The sequence below is a fragment of the Halobaculum magnesiiphilum genome (genome assembly GCF_019823105.1).
In the GTDB taxonomy this organism is placed as follows: Archaea; Halobacteriota; Halobacteria; order Halobacteriales; family Haloferacaceae; genus Halobaculum; species Halobaculum magnesiiphilum.
Map to the genome: position 1 here is coordinate 1,409,585 of NZ_CP081958.1, position 14,495 is coordinate 1,424,079.

The 14,495-nt window shown below is 71.1% G+C and carries 17 protein-coding genes and 1 pseudogene; 10 read left to right on the forward strand and 8 right to left on the reverse strand.

The window, feature by feature from the left end; genetic code table 11:
* Positions 1–28: 28 nt before the first annotated feature.
* Positions 29–427, reverse strand: a complete 399-nt coding sequence (locus tag K6T50_RS07125) for a DUF5778 family protein (protein ID WP_222608697.1) — start codon at positions 425–427, stop codon at positions 29–31.
* 197 nt (positions 428–624) lie between these two features.
* Here K6T50_RS07125 and K6T50_RS18905 point away from each other — a divergent pair.
* From K6T50_RS18905 to K6T50_RS07150, 6 genes and pseudogenes are all read left to right on the forward strand, one after another.
* Positions 625–903, forward strand: a pseudogene (locus tag K6T50_RS18905) (ubiquitin-like small modifier protein 1); the annotation flags it as partial.
* A gap of 105 nt (positions 904–1,008) precedes the next feature.
* Entirely contained in the window at positions 1,009–1,296 is a 288-nt protein-coding gene (locus K6T50_RS19370; protein WP_486606383.1) for a MoaD-like domain-containing protein, read from the forward strand.
* Positions 1,296–1,772 (forward strand): DUF8048 family protein, encoded by a 477-nt coding sequence (locus tag K6T50_RS07135; protein WP_225935386.1) that lies wholly within the window; start codon positions 1,296–1,298, stop codon positions 1,770–1,772. The genes K6T50_RS19370 and K6T50_RS07135 overlap by 1 nt, the downstream gene beginning before the upstream one ends.
* Before the next feature lie 74 nt (positions 1,773–1,846).
* Positions 1,847–2,617: an AzlC family ABC transporter permease gene (locus tag K6T50_RS07140; protein WP_222608699.1), complete on the forward strand. Its 771-nt coding sequence runs from the start codon at positions 1,847–1,849 to the stop codon at positions 2,615–2,617.
* Positions 2,617–2,952 (forward strand): AzlD domain-containing protein, encoded by a 336-nt coding sequence (locus tag K6T50_RS07145; protein WP_222608700.1) that lies wholly within the window; start codon positions 2,617–2,619, stop codon positions 2,950–2,952. The genes K6T50_RS07140 and K6T50_RS07145 overlap by 1 nt, the downstream gene beginning before the upstream one ends.
* A gap of 34 nt (positions 2,953–2,986) precedes the next feature.
* Positions 2,987–4,336 (forward strand): MFS transporter, encoded by a 1,350-nt coding sequence (locus K6T50_RS07150; protein WP_222608701.1) that lies wholly within the window; start codon positions 2,987–2,989, stop codon positions 4,334–4,336.
* On the opposite strand, the gene K6T50_RS07155 is transcribed toward K6T50_RS07150, so the two are convergent.
* Positions 4,280–4,636, reverse strand: a complete 357-nt coding sequence (locus tag K6T50_RS07155) for a DUF8066 domain-containing protein (protein WP_222608702.1) — start codon at positions 4,634–4,636, stop codon at positions 4,280–4,282. The genes K6T50_RS07150 and K6T50_RS07155 overlap by 57 nt on opposite strands.
* A gap of 363 nt (positions 4,637–4,999) precedes the next feature.
* Positions 5,000–6,928 carry an aldehyde ferredoxin oxidoreductase family protein gene (locus K6T50_RS07160; RefSeq protein ID WP_222608703.1) on the reverse strand — a complete coding sequence of 643 codons (1,929 nt, stop codon included), beginning with the start codon at positions 6,926–6,928 and terminating at the stop codon, positions 5,000–5,002.
* Positions 6,929–7,068: 140 nt separating this feature from the next.
* Between K6T50_RS07160 and K6T50_RS07165 the strand changes: the two genes are divergently transcribed.
* The 3 genes from K6T50_RS07165 (at position 7,069) to K6T50_RS07175 (ending at position 9,031) form a co-directional block, all read left to right on the forward strand.
* Positions 7,069–7,491: a VanZ family protein gene (locus K6T50_RS07165; protein ID WP_222608704.1), complete on the forward strand. Its 423-nt coding sequence runs from the start codon at positions 7,069–7,071 to the stop codon at positions 7,489–7,491.
* A gap of 127 nt (positions 7,492–7,618) precedes the next feature.
* Positions 7,619–8,695, forward strand: a complete 1,077-nt coding sequence (locus K6T50_RS07170) for an archaeosine biosynthesis radical SAM protein RaSEA (RefSeq protein ID WP_222608705.1) — start codon at positions 7,619–7,621, stop codon at positions 8,693–8,695.
* A gap of 156 nt (positions 8,696–8,851) precedes the next feature.
* Complete coding sequence (locus K6T50_RS07175; RefSeq protein ID WP_222608706.1) at positions 8,852–9,031, forward strand: hypothetical protein; 180 nt, start codon at positions 8,852–8,854, stop codon at positions 9,029–9,031.
* A 125-nt stretch (positions 9,032–9,156) separates the two neighbouring features.
* On the opposite strand, the gene K6T50_RS07180 is transcribed toward K6T50_RS07175, so the two are convergent.
* The 3 genes from K6T50_RS07180 to purS all read right to left on the reverse strand — a co-directional run bounded on the left by K6T50_RS07180 (position 9,157) and on the right by purS (position 10,564).
* Positions 9,157–9,456: a hypothetical protein gene (locus K6T50_RS07180; RefSeq protein ID WP_222608707.1), complete on the reverse strand. Its 300-nt coding sequence runs from the start codon at positions 9,454–9,456 to the stop codon at positions 9,157–9,159.
* A gap of 179 nt (positions 9,457–9,635) precedes the next feature.
* Entirely contained in the window at positions 9,636–10,313 is a 678-nt protein-coding gene (gene purQ / locus K6T50_RS07185) for a phosphoribosylformylglycinamidine synthase I (protein ID WP_222608708.1), read from the reverse strand.
* A complete protein-coding gene (gene purS / locus K6T50_RS07190) occupies positions 10,310–10,564 on the reverse strand; it encodes a phosphoribosylformylglycinamidine synthase subunit PurS (protein WP_222608709.1) in 255 nt (84 codons plus the stop codon). The genes purQ and purS overlap by 4 nt, the downstream gene beginning before the upstream one ends.
* Positions 10,565–10,685: 121 nt before the next feature.
* Here purS and K6T50_RS07195 point away from each other — a divergent pair, with 121 nt between their 5' ends.
* On the forward strand, positions 10,686–11,612 hold the full coding sequence (locus K6T50_RS07195; protein ID WP_222608710.1) for a formyltetrahydrofolate deformylase: 927 nt from the start codon (positions 10,686–10,688) through the stop codon (positions 11,610–11,612).
* A gap of 79 nt (positions 11,613–11,691) precedes the next feature.
* Here the strand turns inward: K6T50_RS07195 and K6T50_RS07200 are convergent, their stop codons facing one another.
* Together K6T50_RS07200 and K6T50_RS07205 are read right to left on the reverse strand one after the other, a co-directional pair.
* Complete coding sequence (locus K6T50_RS07200; protein WP_222608711.1) at positions 11,692–12,711, reverse strand: phosphoribosylaminoimidazolesuccinocarboxamide synthase; 1,020 nt, start codon at positions 12,709–12,711, stop codon at positions 11,692–11,694.
* A 114-nt stretch (positions 12,712–12,825) separates the two neighbouring features.
* Positions 12,826–14,247, reverse strand: a complete 1,422-nt coding sequence (locus tag K6T50_RS07205) for an FAD-binding oxidoreductase (RefSeq protein ID WP_222608712.1) — start codon at positions 14,245–14,247, stop codon at positions 12,826–12,828.
* Positions 14,248–14,495: the final 248 nt, after the last annotated feature.

The window sequence follows — 14,495 nt, forward strand, 5'->3', positions numbered from 1 at the left end:
ACTGTCACCGCTCGGCGCCGCGGCGCTCTCAGGGAACGAGCGTCACGTCGGTGACGCCGTCGAGCGCGCGGACGTCCTCGCCGAGCGTCTCCTGGTCGACGCCGGCCTCGTAGTAGAACACGATGTCGAACGTGCCGTCGCGAAGGAGCTGTTGGCACTCCCAAACGAACTCCTCGTCCTCGAGGGTGAGCCCCTGGAACTGGTTCGAGGAGAAGTCGGTGTCGTCGTTGCCGGCGTAGATGTACGACTCGCCCTTGCCCGCGTGCTCGGCGATGGCCTCGTTGAGGTCGACGGTGAGCTCGTGCATCTCCAGGTCCTCCTGTCCGCCCAGGTCGGTGTGGACGACCATCCCGAGGAGCTCGATCTCTCCGGGCTCCAGCAGCGCCTTCGTCCGCTCGTAGAGGTCCCGGTCGATGGCGTCGGTCATACCGAACGCTCGGACCACCGCAGGGATACGAATGACGGTTTCCGCGTCGAAACCGCCTCGCTCGCGGGTCACGTTGCTCGCACTGCTCGCGTCTCGCTCGCGGGTCGTCCCTCCCCGTTCGCGTCTCCGAGGCCTCGCTATCGCTCGGCCTCGCACTCCCCGCGCATCTTTTTACGCGCCTCCCCTCACGTATCCGCATGGAGCTCACGCTGAAGTTCTTCGCCACCTTCCGGGAGGCGGTCGGCTCGAAGATCGTCGACCGGTCGTTCCCCGACGCGAGCACCGTGGGGGACGTGCTCGCGGCGCTGGAGTCCGAGTACGACGGGCTCGCCGGCAACCTGCTGGAGGACGGGGACCTCAAGCCCCAGATCAACGTCCTGCTCAACGGGCGCGAGGTCCTCCACATGGACGGGATCGACACCGCGGTCTCCGACGGCGATACGATCGCGGTGTTCCCGCCGGTCGCCGGCGGCGCCGTCGACTGCGACCGCGCCGGCGACGACGGAGACCCGTCCGACGTGCGAGCCGACGGCGGCGACAGTCGCGACCGGGGCGACGGCGAAGCCGACGACCGGGGCGACGTGGCGGACGCCGACGAGACCGAAACCCGGGTCGAGGCGTACCGCGGGATCTCCCGACGACTCGCCGTTCGCTATCTCCGGAACCTCGGCGGCGACGCCGACGGCCCCGACGAGGCGGCCACGGAGGTCGCCGGCGACGGCTGGCGTGCGTCCGTCGCCGCCGACGAGGTCGCCGCCGCGGGCGCCATCACCCTCACCGAGGTGACCGTCACCTTCGAGGGCGACCCCGCGGTGCTCGACGACCTGATCGAGCGGTTCGGACGGAAGGCGATGCGCGCCGGCGGGTGATGCCCGGCCGCGACGACGGCGACGGCGACAGCACCGGCGACGAGCCCGACTCCGGCCGCGACGGGCCCGAGCCCGACGACGCGGCCGATCCGTCGTACGACCCCGACACGCGGGCGATGGGCCACCCGATCGACCCCAACGCGCTCATGATCGCGGCGGCGACCGCGAGCGTCGGCCCCGGTCGGCTCCCGGAGCTCCTCCGGACGGCCGACGAACACCTCCGCGAGCGACTCGACGAGTACGACCGCACCTACGAGTGCGTCGACGAGGACGCCGACGCCGGCACCACGACGTTTCTCGTCCCCGACGGTCACTGGGACGAGATCGGCGACGAACTCGGCGTGAACAGCCGCGAGGCCGACGCGCTCCGGCGCGCCCACGAGCAGCACCTCCTGCGGGTCGGAACGGAACGACGCCGACGGCGGGAGTTCGAGTCGGCCTTGGAACTCCGGGAGGCGGTGGTCATCGGGGAGTGAGCCCCCGTGGCGGCGGTCGCCGTCCCCCGCATCGAGACCGGTGACCCCTTGAGTGCGCGCGTCGCCGCACACACATGGACAGCCGCCTTCCACCGGACCTACGCGAGGGGGTCCGCGACACGCTCCCGCTGTTGCTCGGGATCGTGCCGTTCGCGCTCGTCGCCGGCGTCGCCGGCGTCGAGGCGGGCCTCTCGCCGCTGCAGACGGTCGGGCTCTCCGTCGTCGTCTTCGCCGGCGCCTCCCAGCTCGCGGCGATCGAGCTGCTGGGACAGGACGCCGCCCTCGGCGTCGTCGTGCTCACGGTCGTCGTGATCAACCTCCGGATGGTGATGTACTCGGCGTCGATCGCGCCGTACTTCCGCGAGCTGTCGGCGCGCGTACGCGCCGGCTGTGCGTACGTGCTCACCGACCAGGCGTACGCGCTGGCGCTCGCACGCTACGCCGGCGAGCTGGACAGCGAGCGCGGGTCGAGGACCCGACGCCCGTATTACTACCTCGGCGTCGCGCTCACGCTGTGGGTCGTCTGGCAGGCCGGGACGATCGTCGGCGTCGTCTTCGGCGCCGCCGTCCCCGACGGCTGGCGCCTGGGCTTCGCCGTCCCGCTCGTGTTCCTCGCGCTGCTCGTGCCCGCGGTCTCCGACGTACCGAGCCTCGCGGCCGCCCTCGTCGCCGCCGCGGTCGCGGTGGCGGGCGCCGGCCTCCCGTTCAACGCCGGGCTGATCGTCGGCGCCGTCGTCGGCGTCGTCACCGGGATCGCCGTCGAGGAGTCGGGCAGCAGGGGTGCCAGCGGTAGCGGTGGCGGCGGCGACGGCAGCGGCGAAACCGACCGGACGGGGGGACACTGATGGCGACCAGCTACGGCCCGCTGTCGGTCTGGGCGGTCATCGTCACCGGCGGGCTGGCGACGTTCGCCATTCGGCTGTCGTTCATCCACCTGTTCGGCCGCGTCGACACGGTGCCCCCGTGGCTGGAGCGCGCGCTCGTGTACGTCCCCGCGGCGGTGCTCGCGGCGCTGGTCGCGCCCGATTTCGTCCCCGAGAGCGTGACCCTCGCGGGGCTCGTCTCCCCGGAGATCGTCGGCGGCGTCGCCGCGGTCGCGGCGGCGTGGCGGACCGAAGACGTGCTGTGGACGGTCGCCGCCGGGATGGCGGGGCTCCACCTCGCGCGGTTCCTCCTGTGAGTCGCCCGACGGCGACCCGTCGAACCGACTCGACGTGTCGAGCCGAGCGGAGACGGCGGCGCTTGCCGGAGGGCGCGCGTACACCTCCCTCGCCGCGGAACGCCCGGCGATGACCGAGTCGCTGCTGTCGGCCGCCCGGCGGACGCCCCGGGAGACGTGGGTGGTCGTCGGCGCCGTCTCCGCCTCGCAGTACCTCAACCACGCGTATCTCGTGTTGTTCCCGCCGATCCTGGCGGTGCTGTCGGGCGAGTTCACCGTCGGGCTGGCGGCACTGGGCGTGGCGCTCGGCGTTCAGGGCGCGACGAACACGGCGTTCCAGCTCCCGTTCGGCCGGCTGGCGGACCGCCACGACCGGACGCTCGCGTTCGGGCTCTCGTCGGTCCTCGGCGCCGTCGGCGTGCTCGCGGCCGCCGCGGCGCCCACCTACGAGTGGCTGCTCGTCGCGCAGGCGGTCATCGGCGTCGGCGTCGCGGGCCACCACCCGGCACACTACCCGCTCATCTCCGATTCGACGCCCGACGACCTGATGGGCCGGGCGTACAGCCTCTACGGCTTCGGCGGGTCGGTCGGGTTCGCCACCCCGCCGGTGCTCATCGCGGGGATCGTCTCGGCGGGCTACTCCTGGCGGATCGGCGTCGGCATCATCGGCGTCGTCGGCCTCGTCGCCGCCGTCGCGCTCACCTGGCTGTTCGCCGTCCGCGTCGACGACGCGATCACCGCGCCGAACGCCGCGGAGGGCGATCCCGACGCCGCCGGTCGCGTCGGCCCCGGCGAGCGCGGCTCGTGGGTCGCACGGACGCGAGCGTACCTCCGCGAGCTCGCGGCCGCGCCGGGCGTGCTCGCGCTGGCGCTGTTGGCGCTCGTCACCTCCACCTCGGGGTGGGGATTCACCAGCTACATCGTCGTGTTCCTACAGGACGGCTACGAGCTGTCGCTGTCGCGGGCGAACCTCGCGCTCACCGGATCGTACCTCGTCGGCGCCGTCGCGGTGTTCGTCGGCGGCGACCTCTCCGACCGGGTGAGCGCCGGGCCGGTGATGATCGCCAGCTTCGCCGCCGTCGCGGGACTCGTCGCCGTGCTCGCGCTGGGCGCCGTCGGTCCGCTGGCGGCCGTCGGGCTCGTGTTGCTCGTCGGCGGCGCGCGCTCGATCGCGGGGCCGGCGCGCTCGAAGCTCACCGACGCGTTCGCGCCCGACGGGACGACCGGCACCAGCTTCGCGATCACCACGATCGGCGTCATGCTCGGCAACGCCGTCGCGCCGCCGGCGTTCGGCTACCTCATCGAGACGGCCGGGCGCCGGGCGGCGTTTCTCGCGGTCGCCGGCGTCTCACTCCTCGCGGTCGTCCTCACCGTCGGCCTCATCGCCCGGTTCGGCGACACCTGAGGCCGGGCGGTCGACGCCGTCGGCGTCGGTCGGGACCGAGTCCTCGGCCGCGTCGTCCCGGCGGTCGCCGGCGGCGGCCGCGGCGCGGCGCTCCTGCGCGACCGCGATGCGCTCGTGCGCGCGGACGAAGCGATACAGCAGCCACAGCAGCAGCGCGACCGAGGCGAAGTAGACGACCGCGAGGAACTGCGCCATGAACAGGATCGCGTAGAGGCTGACGAGGACGAACAGCACGACGACCGCGATCCCGGTTCGGGAATTGAGCGACTCTCGGAGGGACGGCGGGGACTCGCTGGACACGGACCGCGATCCGCCCGGAGGGGTGATAAATCGGGGCGGTAGGAGCGTGAAGCCGCGGGTCCACAGATCACCAGCGGGTTTACCGCGAGCGAGGCCGGAGGCCGAGCGAGCGGCCTTTTGAGCATCATCAGAACCGCTCCGCGATTCTGATTAGCAGTCAGAGCGCGTCGCGCTCTGACAGCATCGACGGGTTTTGGCGGGGTTCGACGAGCGAGCGCGGCGAAGCCTCACGAGCGAGGAGAACCCCGTGAAAAGTGGTCGTTCGTGGGCGGCTCGGGCCACGCGGCCTCACTCCGTTCGGCCGCGCACACCTCGCCGCCGGACCGCCGAGGTCTCGCTCGCTCCGCTCGCTTCGACCTCGCCTCAGTCGTCAGCGGGCGCGACGCCCGAGTCGCCCGAGGAGACGCCGGTTCCCGGCCCGATGTCGATGTCGAGCTCGTCGAGCTTCTCGTCGGGGACGACGCCGTCGACCCAGCCGCGGACCTCGTAGTACTCCTCCTTCATCTCGGGGAGCTCGCAGTACTCGCCCTCGGAGGCACCCTGGCCGGGGATGCCGTCCGCGAGGAACCGGTCCGGCAGGGAGTCGTCGCTCCCGTCGAAGCCGGCGAGGTTGTTGTAGTAGCGCTCGAGCGTGTAGACGCGCTCGCCCGCCTCCAGCAGCTCGTCCTCTGACACGTCGCGGCCCGTCATGCCGTTGTACTGCATGACGTACTCCTCGATGCCCTCCGCGAACGCGTTGAACTTGCAGATGTCGAACGAGTCCGAGATGGCGTGCATGTCCTGGAACGTCGCGGTCAGCTCGCCCTTGCCCTCGTACTCGTAGGGATCGACCTTCTGGGGCAGGCCGAGGATCTCCGCCGACGGCGTGTACGCGCGCAGGTGGCACGCGCCGCGGTTGGAGGTCGCGTACGCGATGCCCATGCCCTTCATGCAGCGCGGGTCGTACGCCGGGATCGTCTGGCCCTTGACCGCCAGGGAGTTGTCGTGGGCGTCGAAGCGCTCGGCGATGCCGTTGGCGCCCTCCGCGAGCGCGTCCGCCAGCTCGCCGTCGCGGTTGGCGACGTCCTCGATGAGGTCGATCATGCGCTCGGTGTCGCCCCAGTCGAGCTGCTCGTCGAGGCCGTCGAGTTTGCCCTCCTCGGACATCTCCATCGCCATCGCCATCATGTTCCCCATCTCGATGGTGTCGACGCCCATGTCGTTGCACCGCTGGATCATGACGGCGATCTCGTCGCGCTCGGTGTGTCCGGAGTTCGGGCCCAGCGCGAACGCGGACTCGTACTCGTACGACTCCGTGCGCACGTTCATCTCCTCGCCCTTGTGGAGCACGTCGACCTCGACCTCCTTCTTGCAGGCGACCGGGCAGGAGTGACACGTCGGCTCGTCGACGAGGATGTTCTCGCGGACGTTCTCCCCGGAGACGCGCTCGGCGTCGATGTCGTCGCCCTCGGCGTCGTGCATGGCGGCCGTGGAGGTGTACTTCGCGTTCTTCGTGGGGAGCCCGTCCATCTCCTCGGTCGCGTTCATCAGGACGTTCGTGCCGTACAGCGAGAGGCCGCCCTCGTTGGGCGCGGTCACGTCGGACTCCTGGATGACCTGCATCGCCTGCTGGTACCCCTCCTGGAACGTCTCTGGCTCGGCCGGCTTGGGCATCCTCGTGCCCGATTTAACGACGACCGCCTTGAGGTTCTTCGAGCCCATCACCGCGCCGGTGCCGCCCCGGCCCGAGGCGCGGTCGTCCTCGTTGACGATGCAGGCGTACTTCACGCCGTTCTCGCCGGCGGGGCCGATCGCCATCACCGAGACGTTGCGGCCGACGGTGCCGTCGACCTCGTCGTCGAGCGTGTCGATGGTGTCGTGGACGCCGTACCCCGCGATGTGTCGCGCGTCGCGCAGCTCCACCTCGCCGTCCTCGACGACCGCGTACACCGGGTGGTCGCTCGCGCCGTCGAAGACGAGGCCGTCGAAGCCCGCCCACTTCAGGCGCGCGCCCGACCAGCCGCCGTGGTGGCTGTCGGTGACGGTCCCCGTCAGCGGGGACTTCGTCGTCACCGCGATCCGACCGCTCATCACGGTCTGCGTGCCCGTGAGCGGGCCGTTCATGAAGCACAGCCGGTTCTCCGGCCCCATCGGGTCCACGTCCGGCCCCGCATCGAAGACGTACTTCACGCCGAGCCCGCGCGCGCCGATGTACTTCCTCGCGTCCTCGTCGTCGACGCCCGCGTACGATACGTCACCGTCCGTGAGATCCACGTGGGCGACGTGGTCCCTGAATCCGCCGAGGTCTGTCATGGTTAATCTACATTAGTTGTTTAGGTCCGAATTCTGTTAGCAGTTGCCACGGAGATGTAACCACATCCGGTTCCGCCATCGGGCCGCGGTCCGCGACGCGACGATCAAGACTTTTCCGACGCAGTCCCCGGATCGGATCGATGGACGCCGACACGCGACGCCTCGCCATATTTGCCGCGGTGACGGTTCTCGTCGTTACCTCGTCGCTCGTGCCGGATCCGACGACGACCGATCGGGCGTCCCCGGCCGACGTGCTGCCGCCGGGGACCGACAAACTGCTGCACGGCGTCGGCTACGCCGCCGTCGCGTACACGCTGGGGCGGGCGCTTCCGGCCCCGCTCCGGCGCGGCGGGGAGGGGTCCCACCCCGACAAGAGCGGTCCGTCGACCGTCATGCTGGTCGGCGTCGTCGCCGTCGCGACGGCGCTCGGCGCGGGCGTCGAGGTCGCCCAGGGCAGCGTCCCCGGGCGCGACCCGTCGCTGCTCGACGGCGTCGCCAACGCGATCGGCGCCGTCGTCGGGGCGGCGTTGTGGCGTCGACGCGACCGCGACAGCGACGCGTAGCGACGACCCCCCGACCGCGACGGCGTCCCGTACCGACGACGACCGCGGCGGCGACCGCGAGGGGACGCTCGCGCGGCCCCGTCGCGTGAGCGAAGCGGTTTTCCGCGGGAGTCGCCCACTCCCGGTAATGAGCCAGCCGAGCCCCGAGGTCTACGAGCGCGACCGCGGGATGGACGCCCACAACGCGGTCATGCGCGACATCCGGTCCGAGCGCGACGAGACGTACGACGCCCACGAGCCCACCCGGGTGTGGCTCGACGAGGACAACACGCCCGACGGCGTCAAGACCAGCCTCACGATCATCCTCAACACCGGCGGCTGTCGGTGGGCCCGCGCGGGCGGCTGCACGATGTGCGGCTACGTCGCCGAGTCCGTCGAGGGCGGCAGCGTCTCCCACGAGGCGCTCATGGACCAGATCGACGTGTGTCTGGAGCATGAAGCCGAGAACGCCGACGAGCCCGCCGACCTGATCAAGATCTACACCTCCGGCTCCTTCCTCGACGAGCGCGAGGTGCCCGCCGAGAGCCGCCGGGCCGTCGCCGAGACGTTCGCCGACCGCGAGCGCATGGTCGTCGAGTCGCTCCCCGACTTCGTCTCCGCGGAGAAGCTCTCCGAGTTCACCGACCGCGGCCTCGAAACCGACGTGGCGGTCGGGCTCGAAACCGCCACCGACCGCGTCCGCCACGACTGCGTGAACAAGTACTTCGCCTTCGCCGACTTCGAGGACGCCTGCGCGGAGGCCGCCGAGGCGGAGGCGGGCGTGAAGGCGTACCTCCTGATGAAGCCGCCGTTCCTCTCGGAGTCCGAAGCCCTCGACGACATGGTCTCGTCGGTCGAACGCTGTGCCGCAGTCGACAACTGCCACACCGTCTCGATGAACCCCTGCAACGTCCAGCGGTACACGATGGTCGACGAGCTCCACTTCCGCGGGGGCTACCGCCCGCCGTGGCTGTGGTCGGTTGCGGCCGTACTGGAGCGCACCGTCGACGCCGACGCCATCGTCGTCTCGGACCCGGTCGGCGCCGGCTCCGACCGCGGCGCGCACAACTGCGGCGAGTGCGACGACCGCGTCCAGACCGCGATCAAGGACTTCGACCTCCGACAGGACCCGTCGGTGTTCGATCAGGTGTCCTGTGCGTGCGAGCGGACCTGGGAGCTGGTGCTGGAGGAGGAGGCGAGCTACGCCCAGCCGCTGGCGCGGTGAGGAGCCCCGCCGACCGGGCGGCGCCGACGAGGGGCGAAGGATCGATCCGATAGCCATTTCTGGTCAAAGAACGCCTCACACAGCTGTTTTCGACCGAAACGCGTCCGTCAGACGCCCGGCATACAATTATGTATCTTGACAACGTATGACATGAATATGGAGACAGTCGACCGAGCGATCTTCACCTGTGACGACTGCGGCGCGTCGGCACCGTCGTTCGGGATCGAGTACGACAGCCTCGGCTACCCCGTGTGTCCGGGCTGTGAGACGGCGGCGGGACCGCTGGAACGTCGGCGTGTCGGCGGCGGCTCGGCCGCCACGGAGCCCGCGCAGTAGTCGGAGCGGCTCACCACGGCGGGACGGCGCCCGTGGCGGAAGGGATCGGCGATGGGCGGCGTCCGAGAACGGACCGTGGGTTGGCTGCGAGAGCGCGGGTTGGCTGCGAGAGACGACTCAGGCGTTCAGGTGTCCAAAGACACGTCGCTTCCCACGTCACCGGCTTCACAGGGGGAGCCGCTCCCGTCGGCGTCGGCCGTCCCGTCGGTCACCGTCACGTTCCGACGGTCGAACCGCGACTCGGTGAGGACGAACGGGTCGCCGGTCACGGACAGTCGCGAGTCGACGAACTCGCCGTCGACGTAGTCCGCACGCAGCCCGTCGTCGCGCGGCCCGGGGTCGGTCACCGATCCGCAGCCGGCGAGACCGACGCCGGCCGAGACGGCGGCGAGTCGGCGGAGGAGGGTCCGTCGGTCGTCGTTCACGGGATATCACCGGACCCGTACTCGGATTGGTATACGGTCGTCAGCGAGGGTAAGCGACGGTTGACGGCCGCCGTCCGGGGAGGCGGTCCGCGGCACCGACGAACGCCGCCGTCGGGCGGTTCGATCGGCGGTACGGACAGCCTACCGAGCGACGCCGTCGGCGGTGGCGGTGGCGGTAGCTACCCCGAGAACGCGCGGAGCACGCCCTGCCCGTCGGTCCCGCCCACGTCGGGGAGCGTCGCGCGCTCGGGATGTGGCATCATCACCGCGACCGTTTCGCGAGCGCCGAGCACCCCAGCGACGTTGGCGGTCGAGCCGTTCGGGTTCGCCGCGTCGGTGGCGACCCCGTCGGCGTCGCAGTAGCGGAAGAGCACGCGGTCCTCGTCCTCCAGCTCCGCCAGGCGGTCCTCGCGGATCTCGAAGCGCCCCTCGCCGTGGGCGATGGGCACCTCGATCACGTCGCCCTCGTCGTAGGCGGCCGTCCACGGCGTGTCCGCCCGCTCGACGCGCAGGTGGACGTGCTCACACTGGAACCGGGCCGAGCGGTTCGTCGTGAACGCGCCGTCGGTAAGCCCGGCCTCACAGCCGATCTGGGCGCCGTTGCAGACGCCGAGCACCGGAACGCCCTCCTCGGCGGCCTCGCGCACGTCGGCCATGATCGGCTGGCGCGCGGCCATCGCGCCGGCGCGGAGGTAGTCGCCGTAGGAGAAGCCGCCGGGGACGACGATCCCGTCGGCGTCGGCGGGGAGGCCGTCCTCGTGCCAGACGCGCTCGGCGTCGACGCCGAGGTGTGCGAGCGCGCGGACGGCGTCACGGTCGCAGTTCGAGCCGCCGAACTGGACGACTGCGACCGTCATTCGCGCTCCTCGACCGCCACCTCGTAGTCGTGGATGGTCGGGTTCGCGAGCAGCCGGTCGGCCATCTCGCCGGCGCGCTCGCCGGCCTCGTCGGCGTCGGCGGCCTCCAGGTCGATCTCGAAGCGGTCGGCCGAGCGCAGGTCCTCCAGCTCGAAGCCGAGCCGTTCCAGCGCACGTTGGGTCGTCTCGGCCTCCGGGTCGAGCACGCCGTGCTTCAGGCGGACCGTCACCGTGGCGGTGTAGCCGGTCATCGATCGACTCTGCGAGTTCATGCGCAAAATCCGTTTCGGGACCGATTCGATATCCACGTTCGTGGATGGCAGTCGTCGCGCGGAGCGACACCGGTTTACTCGCGGGAGAGAAAACGTGGGTATGGCCGCGGCCGACCGTCCGAATCCGAGGCGCTGGGACACCGAAATCGTCGTCGTCGGGGACGACGCGACCGGACTGGTCGCCCGTGTCACCTCGCTGTTGTTCGAGCGGGGATGCAACATCGAGGACCTCGACCAGGACGTGCGCGACGGCGTGTTCCGGATGCGCCTGCACGCCGACACCGACGGGATGGTGTGCAAGCCGGCGACGCTGGAGGAGGACCTCACCGACCTGGGCGACGAACTCGGCGTCGACATCCGGGTGCGCCGCGCCGACGACGGCGCGGCCCGGAAGGCGGCGCTGCTGGTCACGAAGGAGGAGCACGCCCCCCGCGCCGTGCTGGAGGCGTGTGCCGACGGCACCCTCGACGCGGAGGTGCCGGTGATGATCGGCAACCACAGCACCCTCTCGCCGCTGGCCGACGAGTACGAGGTGCCGTTCGTCGACGTGGGCGACGCCGGCGGCTCCCACGACGAGCGCGAGCTGCTGCGCGTGCTCGACGAGTACGACGTGGACTGTCTGGTGCTCGCGCGGTTCATGCGCATCCTCTCGCCGGAGATCGTCTTCCGCTACGAGGGGCGCATCATCAACGTCCACCCCTCGTTGCTGCCGGCGTACCCCGGCGCGGAGGCGTACCGCCAGGCCGTCGAGGGCGGCGCGCGCGTCCACGGCGCCACCGCCCACTACGTGACGACCGACCTCGACCAGGGGCCGATCATCGCCCAGCGGTCGTTCCCGGTCGCCCCCGACGACGGCCCCGAGGACCTGAAGGAACAGGGGCAACCCCTGGAGGCGGAGGCGCTCGTGGCCGGCCTGCAGGCGCACCTCGACGACGCGATCGTCGTGCGCCGCGGGCGCACGCACTTCCGCGAGGGCGTCGACCCGGACGCGTACGAGCTGGGCGGGGTCGCGGCGGGAGCTGACTGAGACTCTGGATTCTCAAGGACGTTCGACCGTCGTCGACGGCAACGATGTCGACCGCGTCGGCAACAGCGTCGGCGACGAACTACAGGTCGCGGACGGCGTCGACCGCGTCCGCGACGGGCGGCGCGTCGAACCAGTCGGTTCCGGTGTAGGCGTTCGTCCCCGCGGCGTACATGTCGGCTATCGTCTCGACGACGGCGGGATCGAGCGGCGGCGGCGAGACCTCACACAGCGGCCGCCAGTCGGCGACGCCCTCGGCGTCGGCGCGCGCCTTCGCCTCGCTCACGGCCTCGACCCACTCGGGCGCGATGCCCTTGTAGTGCTGGCGGACGACCTCCTTCGAGACCTCCTGGCCGTCGTAGGCGAACCGGTTCTCGTCGAACGTGCCGACCACGTCGGCGACGCGGACCTCGCCGTCGGCGTACACGCACTCGATCTTGCCGTCCTCGTGGACGAACCCCGCGTCGGCGGCGCGCTCGGTGACCAGGTCGTTGACCTCGCGGGCGACGGACTCCAGCTCCGACAGCGGCGCCGCGCCGGCGATGCGGTCGGCCTCCTCGGCGTCGAGATAGCGGTCCTGTTCCTCGTACTTCGTCGAGAACTCCACGACCGGTTCGGGGAGGTCCACGACCTCGGCGGGCCACTCGTCGCGGTCGAGGCCCACGTCGCGGGGCTCGGCGCGCGAGCGCAGGCTGGACCCGACGGGGACCGTGTTGCGGAAGACGATCTCCAGTGGGACGACGTAGCCGGCCGCATCGCGAGCCTCCTCGTGGAAGGCGTCGTAGTCGTACGCGCCGTCGACGAAGGGGAGCGTCGGCACGGTCGCCAGGTCGATGGCGAGCTCGCGCGGCGGCTCGTCGACGGCGTCGAGCGGCTCGGCGTCCGGGCCGACCCCGCGGTAGTGCGTGGGGACGCCGGCGTCCTCCAGCAGCTCGAAGTTGTACGCGCCCATCGTGCAGAGGCTCGCCCCCTTGCCGGGGATGGGATCGGGCATCTTCCCCCAGTCGAAGACGGAGTAGTCGTCGGTGAAGGCGAACCGGCCGGCGCCGAGGCCGTCGGCGGTCGGCTCGCGCTCGACGACGAACTCCTTGACGCTCGTCATGGTCGGAGGGGCGGGCGCGGGGGGCAAGAATCCTTCCACTCTCGTGTGCATCTCCGCCGTATCACCCGGCACGATATACACGGACGTGGGTTGTCGCTCGCGGCCGGGCCGGCGCTACTCCTCGGGGACGATCTTCCCGGGGTTCAGCGTCCCGTTCGGATCGAGCGCCTCCTTGATCGCTCGCATCGCCCCGACCGCGTCGGCGCCGTGCTCCCGTTCGAGGTACGTCCGCTTGCCCGCGCCGATACCGTGCTCGCCGGTGGCGGTGCCGCCGAGTTCCAGGGCGCGCTCGACGAGGTCGCCGTAGGCGGCCTCCGCGCGGGCGAGTTCGTCGGGGTCGTCGGGGTCGCGGAGGACGAAGTAGTGGAGGTTGCCGTCGCCGGCGTGGCCGAAACAGGGGACGAACAGGTCGTACTCGTCGGCCACGTCCTTCACCGCGCGGATCATTTCCGGGTAGGAGCCGATGGGGACGGTCACGTCGCCCGGCTGGCCCATCTCGCGACCGGGGTCGTACGCCTCGGCGGCGTAGGTGATGTCCTTGCGCGCCCGCCACAGCTCCTCCATGTGCTCGCCGCCGGCCATCTCGAACGCCGCCACGTCGTGCGCCTCGAAGACGGCCCGGCAGAAGTCGATCTCCTCGTCGATCCCGTGGTTCGCGTGGAACTCGACGAACACCATCGGACGCTCGGGGAGGGCGGCGTCGCTGTAGTCGTTGGCGAGCATCGCGGTCTCGGCGTCGAACAGCTCGATCTTCGCCACGTCGACGCCGGCGGTGACGGCGTCGGAGATCGCGGCGGTCGCGTCGTCAAGCGTCGGGAAGGTGGCGCGGCCGCCGCGGACCTGCTCGGGGCGGCCCGCCAGCTCCAGCGTCGCGCGCGTCACGATCCCGAGGGTTCCCTCGCTGCCGACGATCAGCTCCTTCAGGTTGTAGCCGGAGGAGGATTTCGCGGCCTTCGAGCCCACGGTCGTCACCGAACCGTCGGCGAGCACGACCTCCAGTTCCAGCACCCAGTCGGCCACCTCGCCGTACTTCACCGTCCGCATGCCCGAGGCATCGGTGGCGATCATCCCGCCGACGGTGGAGATGTCGCCCGAGGAAGGCAACGGCGGGAAGAAGAGGCCGTGGCTCGCGACCGCCTCGTCCACGTCGGCGCCGACGGCGCCCGGCCCCACGTCGACCTGGAGGTCGTCGGGGCGGATCTCGTGGATCGCGTCCATGCGCGTCATATCGAGGCTGATCCCCGCGTGTGCCGGGACCGCGGCGTCCTCCAGCCCGGTTCCGGCCGCATAGGCGGTCACGGGAACGCCGCGCTCGTCGGCCGCGGCGACGACGGCCGACACGTCCGCGGTCGACTCCGGGTAGACGACGGCGTCCGGACGCACGGCGTCGGCGTCGTCGGTGGCGTAATCGGTCGCGTGCTCCGCGCGGTCGGCGTCGCCGCGGCTCACCTCGCCGTCGAGTTCGAGGTCCGCGAGGAAGCCCACGTCGTGTCGCGGCGGGTCCGGCGGTCCGTCCGCCGTCCTCTCGCGTGTCATTGTCACACCCGCGTACCCGGGCGGACATCAACGCGTCGGTGCGGGCGGTCCTCCGTCAGTCGGTCCACCGTCGACCGATGCATCGTCGACCCATCGGACCGTCGGATCCGCCGACACCCGAGTCGCCGCTACGTTTACCCCGGGAGCCGAGCGCGTTCGCACATGGCGAGTCAACCGCGGGCGGGCGAGATGCTGGTGGGCGCCTACCTCAAACTGATCGAGGAGTGCGAGGTCGTCGCGTACGGACA

Bases quoted from the DNA above. Each gene is read 5' to 3' on its own strand.
- K6T50_RS07125 (WP_222608697.1), bottom strand. From the start codon at position 427: ATGACCGACGCCATCGACCGGGACCTCTACGAGCGGACGAAGGCGCTG.
- K6T50_RS07135 (WP_225935386.1), top strand. From the start codon at position 1,296: ATGCCCGGCCGCGACGACGGCGACGGCGACAGCACCGGCGACGAGCCC.
- K6T50_RS07140 (WP_222608699.1), top strand. From the start codon at position 1,847: ATGGACAGCCGCCTTCCACCGGACCTACGCGAGGGGGTCCGCGACACG.
- K6T50_RS07145 (WP_222608700.1), top strand. From the start codon at position 2,617: ATGGCGACCAGCTACGGCCCGCTGTCGGTCTGGGCGGTCATCGTCACC.
- K6T50_RS07160 (WP_222608703.1), bottom strand. From the start codon at position 6,928: ATGACAGACCTCGGCGGATTCAGGGACCACGTCGCCCACGTGGATCTC.
- K6T50_RS07165 (WP_222608704.1), top strand. From the start codon at position 7,069: ATGGACGCCGACACGCGACGCCTCGCCATATTTGCCGCGGTGACGGTT.
- K6T50_RS07170 (WP_222608705.1), top strand. From the start codon at position 7,619: ATGAGCCAGCCGAGCCCCGAGGTCTACGAGCGCGACCGCGGGATGGAC.
- K6T50_RS07175 (WP_222608706.1), top strand. From the start codon at position 8,852: ATGGAGACAGTCGACCGAGCGATCTTCACCTGTGACGACTGCGGCGCG.
- purQ (WP_222608708.1), bottom strand. From the start codon at position 10,313: ATGACGGTCGCAGTCGTCCAGTTCGGCGGCTCGAACTGCGACCGTGAC.
- purS (WP_222608709.1), bottom strand. From the start codon at position 10,564: ATGACCGGCTACACCGCCACGGTGACGGTCCGCCTGAAGCACGGCGTG.
- K6T50_RS07195 (WP_222608710.1), top strand. From the start codon at position 10,686: ATGGCCGCGGCCGACCGTCCGAATCCGAGGCGCTGGGACACCGAAATC.
- K6T50_RS07200 (WP_222608711.1), bottom strand. From the start codon at position 12,711: ATGACGAGCGTCAAGGAGTTCGTCGTCGAGCGCGAGCCGACCGCCGAC.
- K6T50_RS07205 (WP_222608712.1), bottom strand. From the start codon at position 14,247: ATGACACGCGAGAGGACGGCGGACGGACCGCCGGACCCGCCGCGACAC.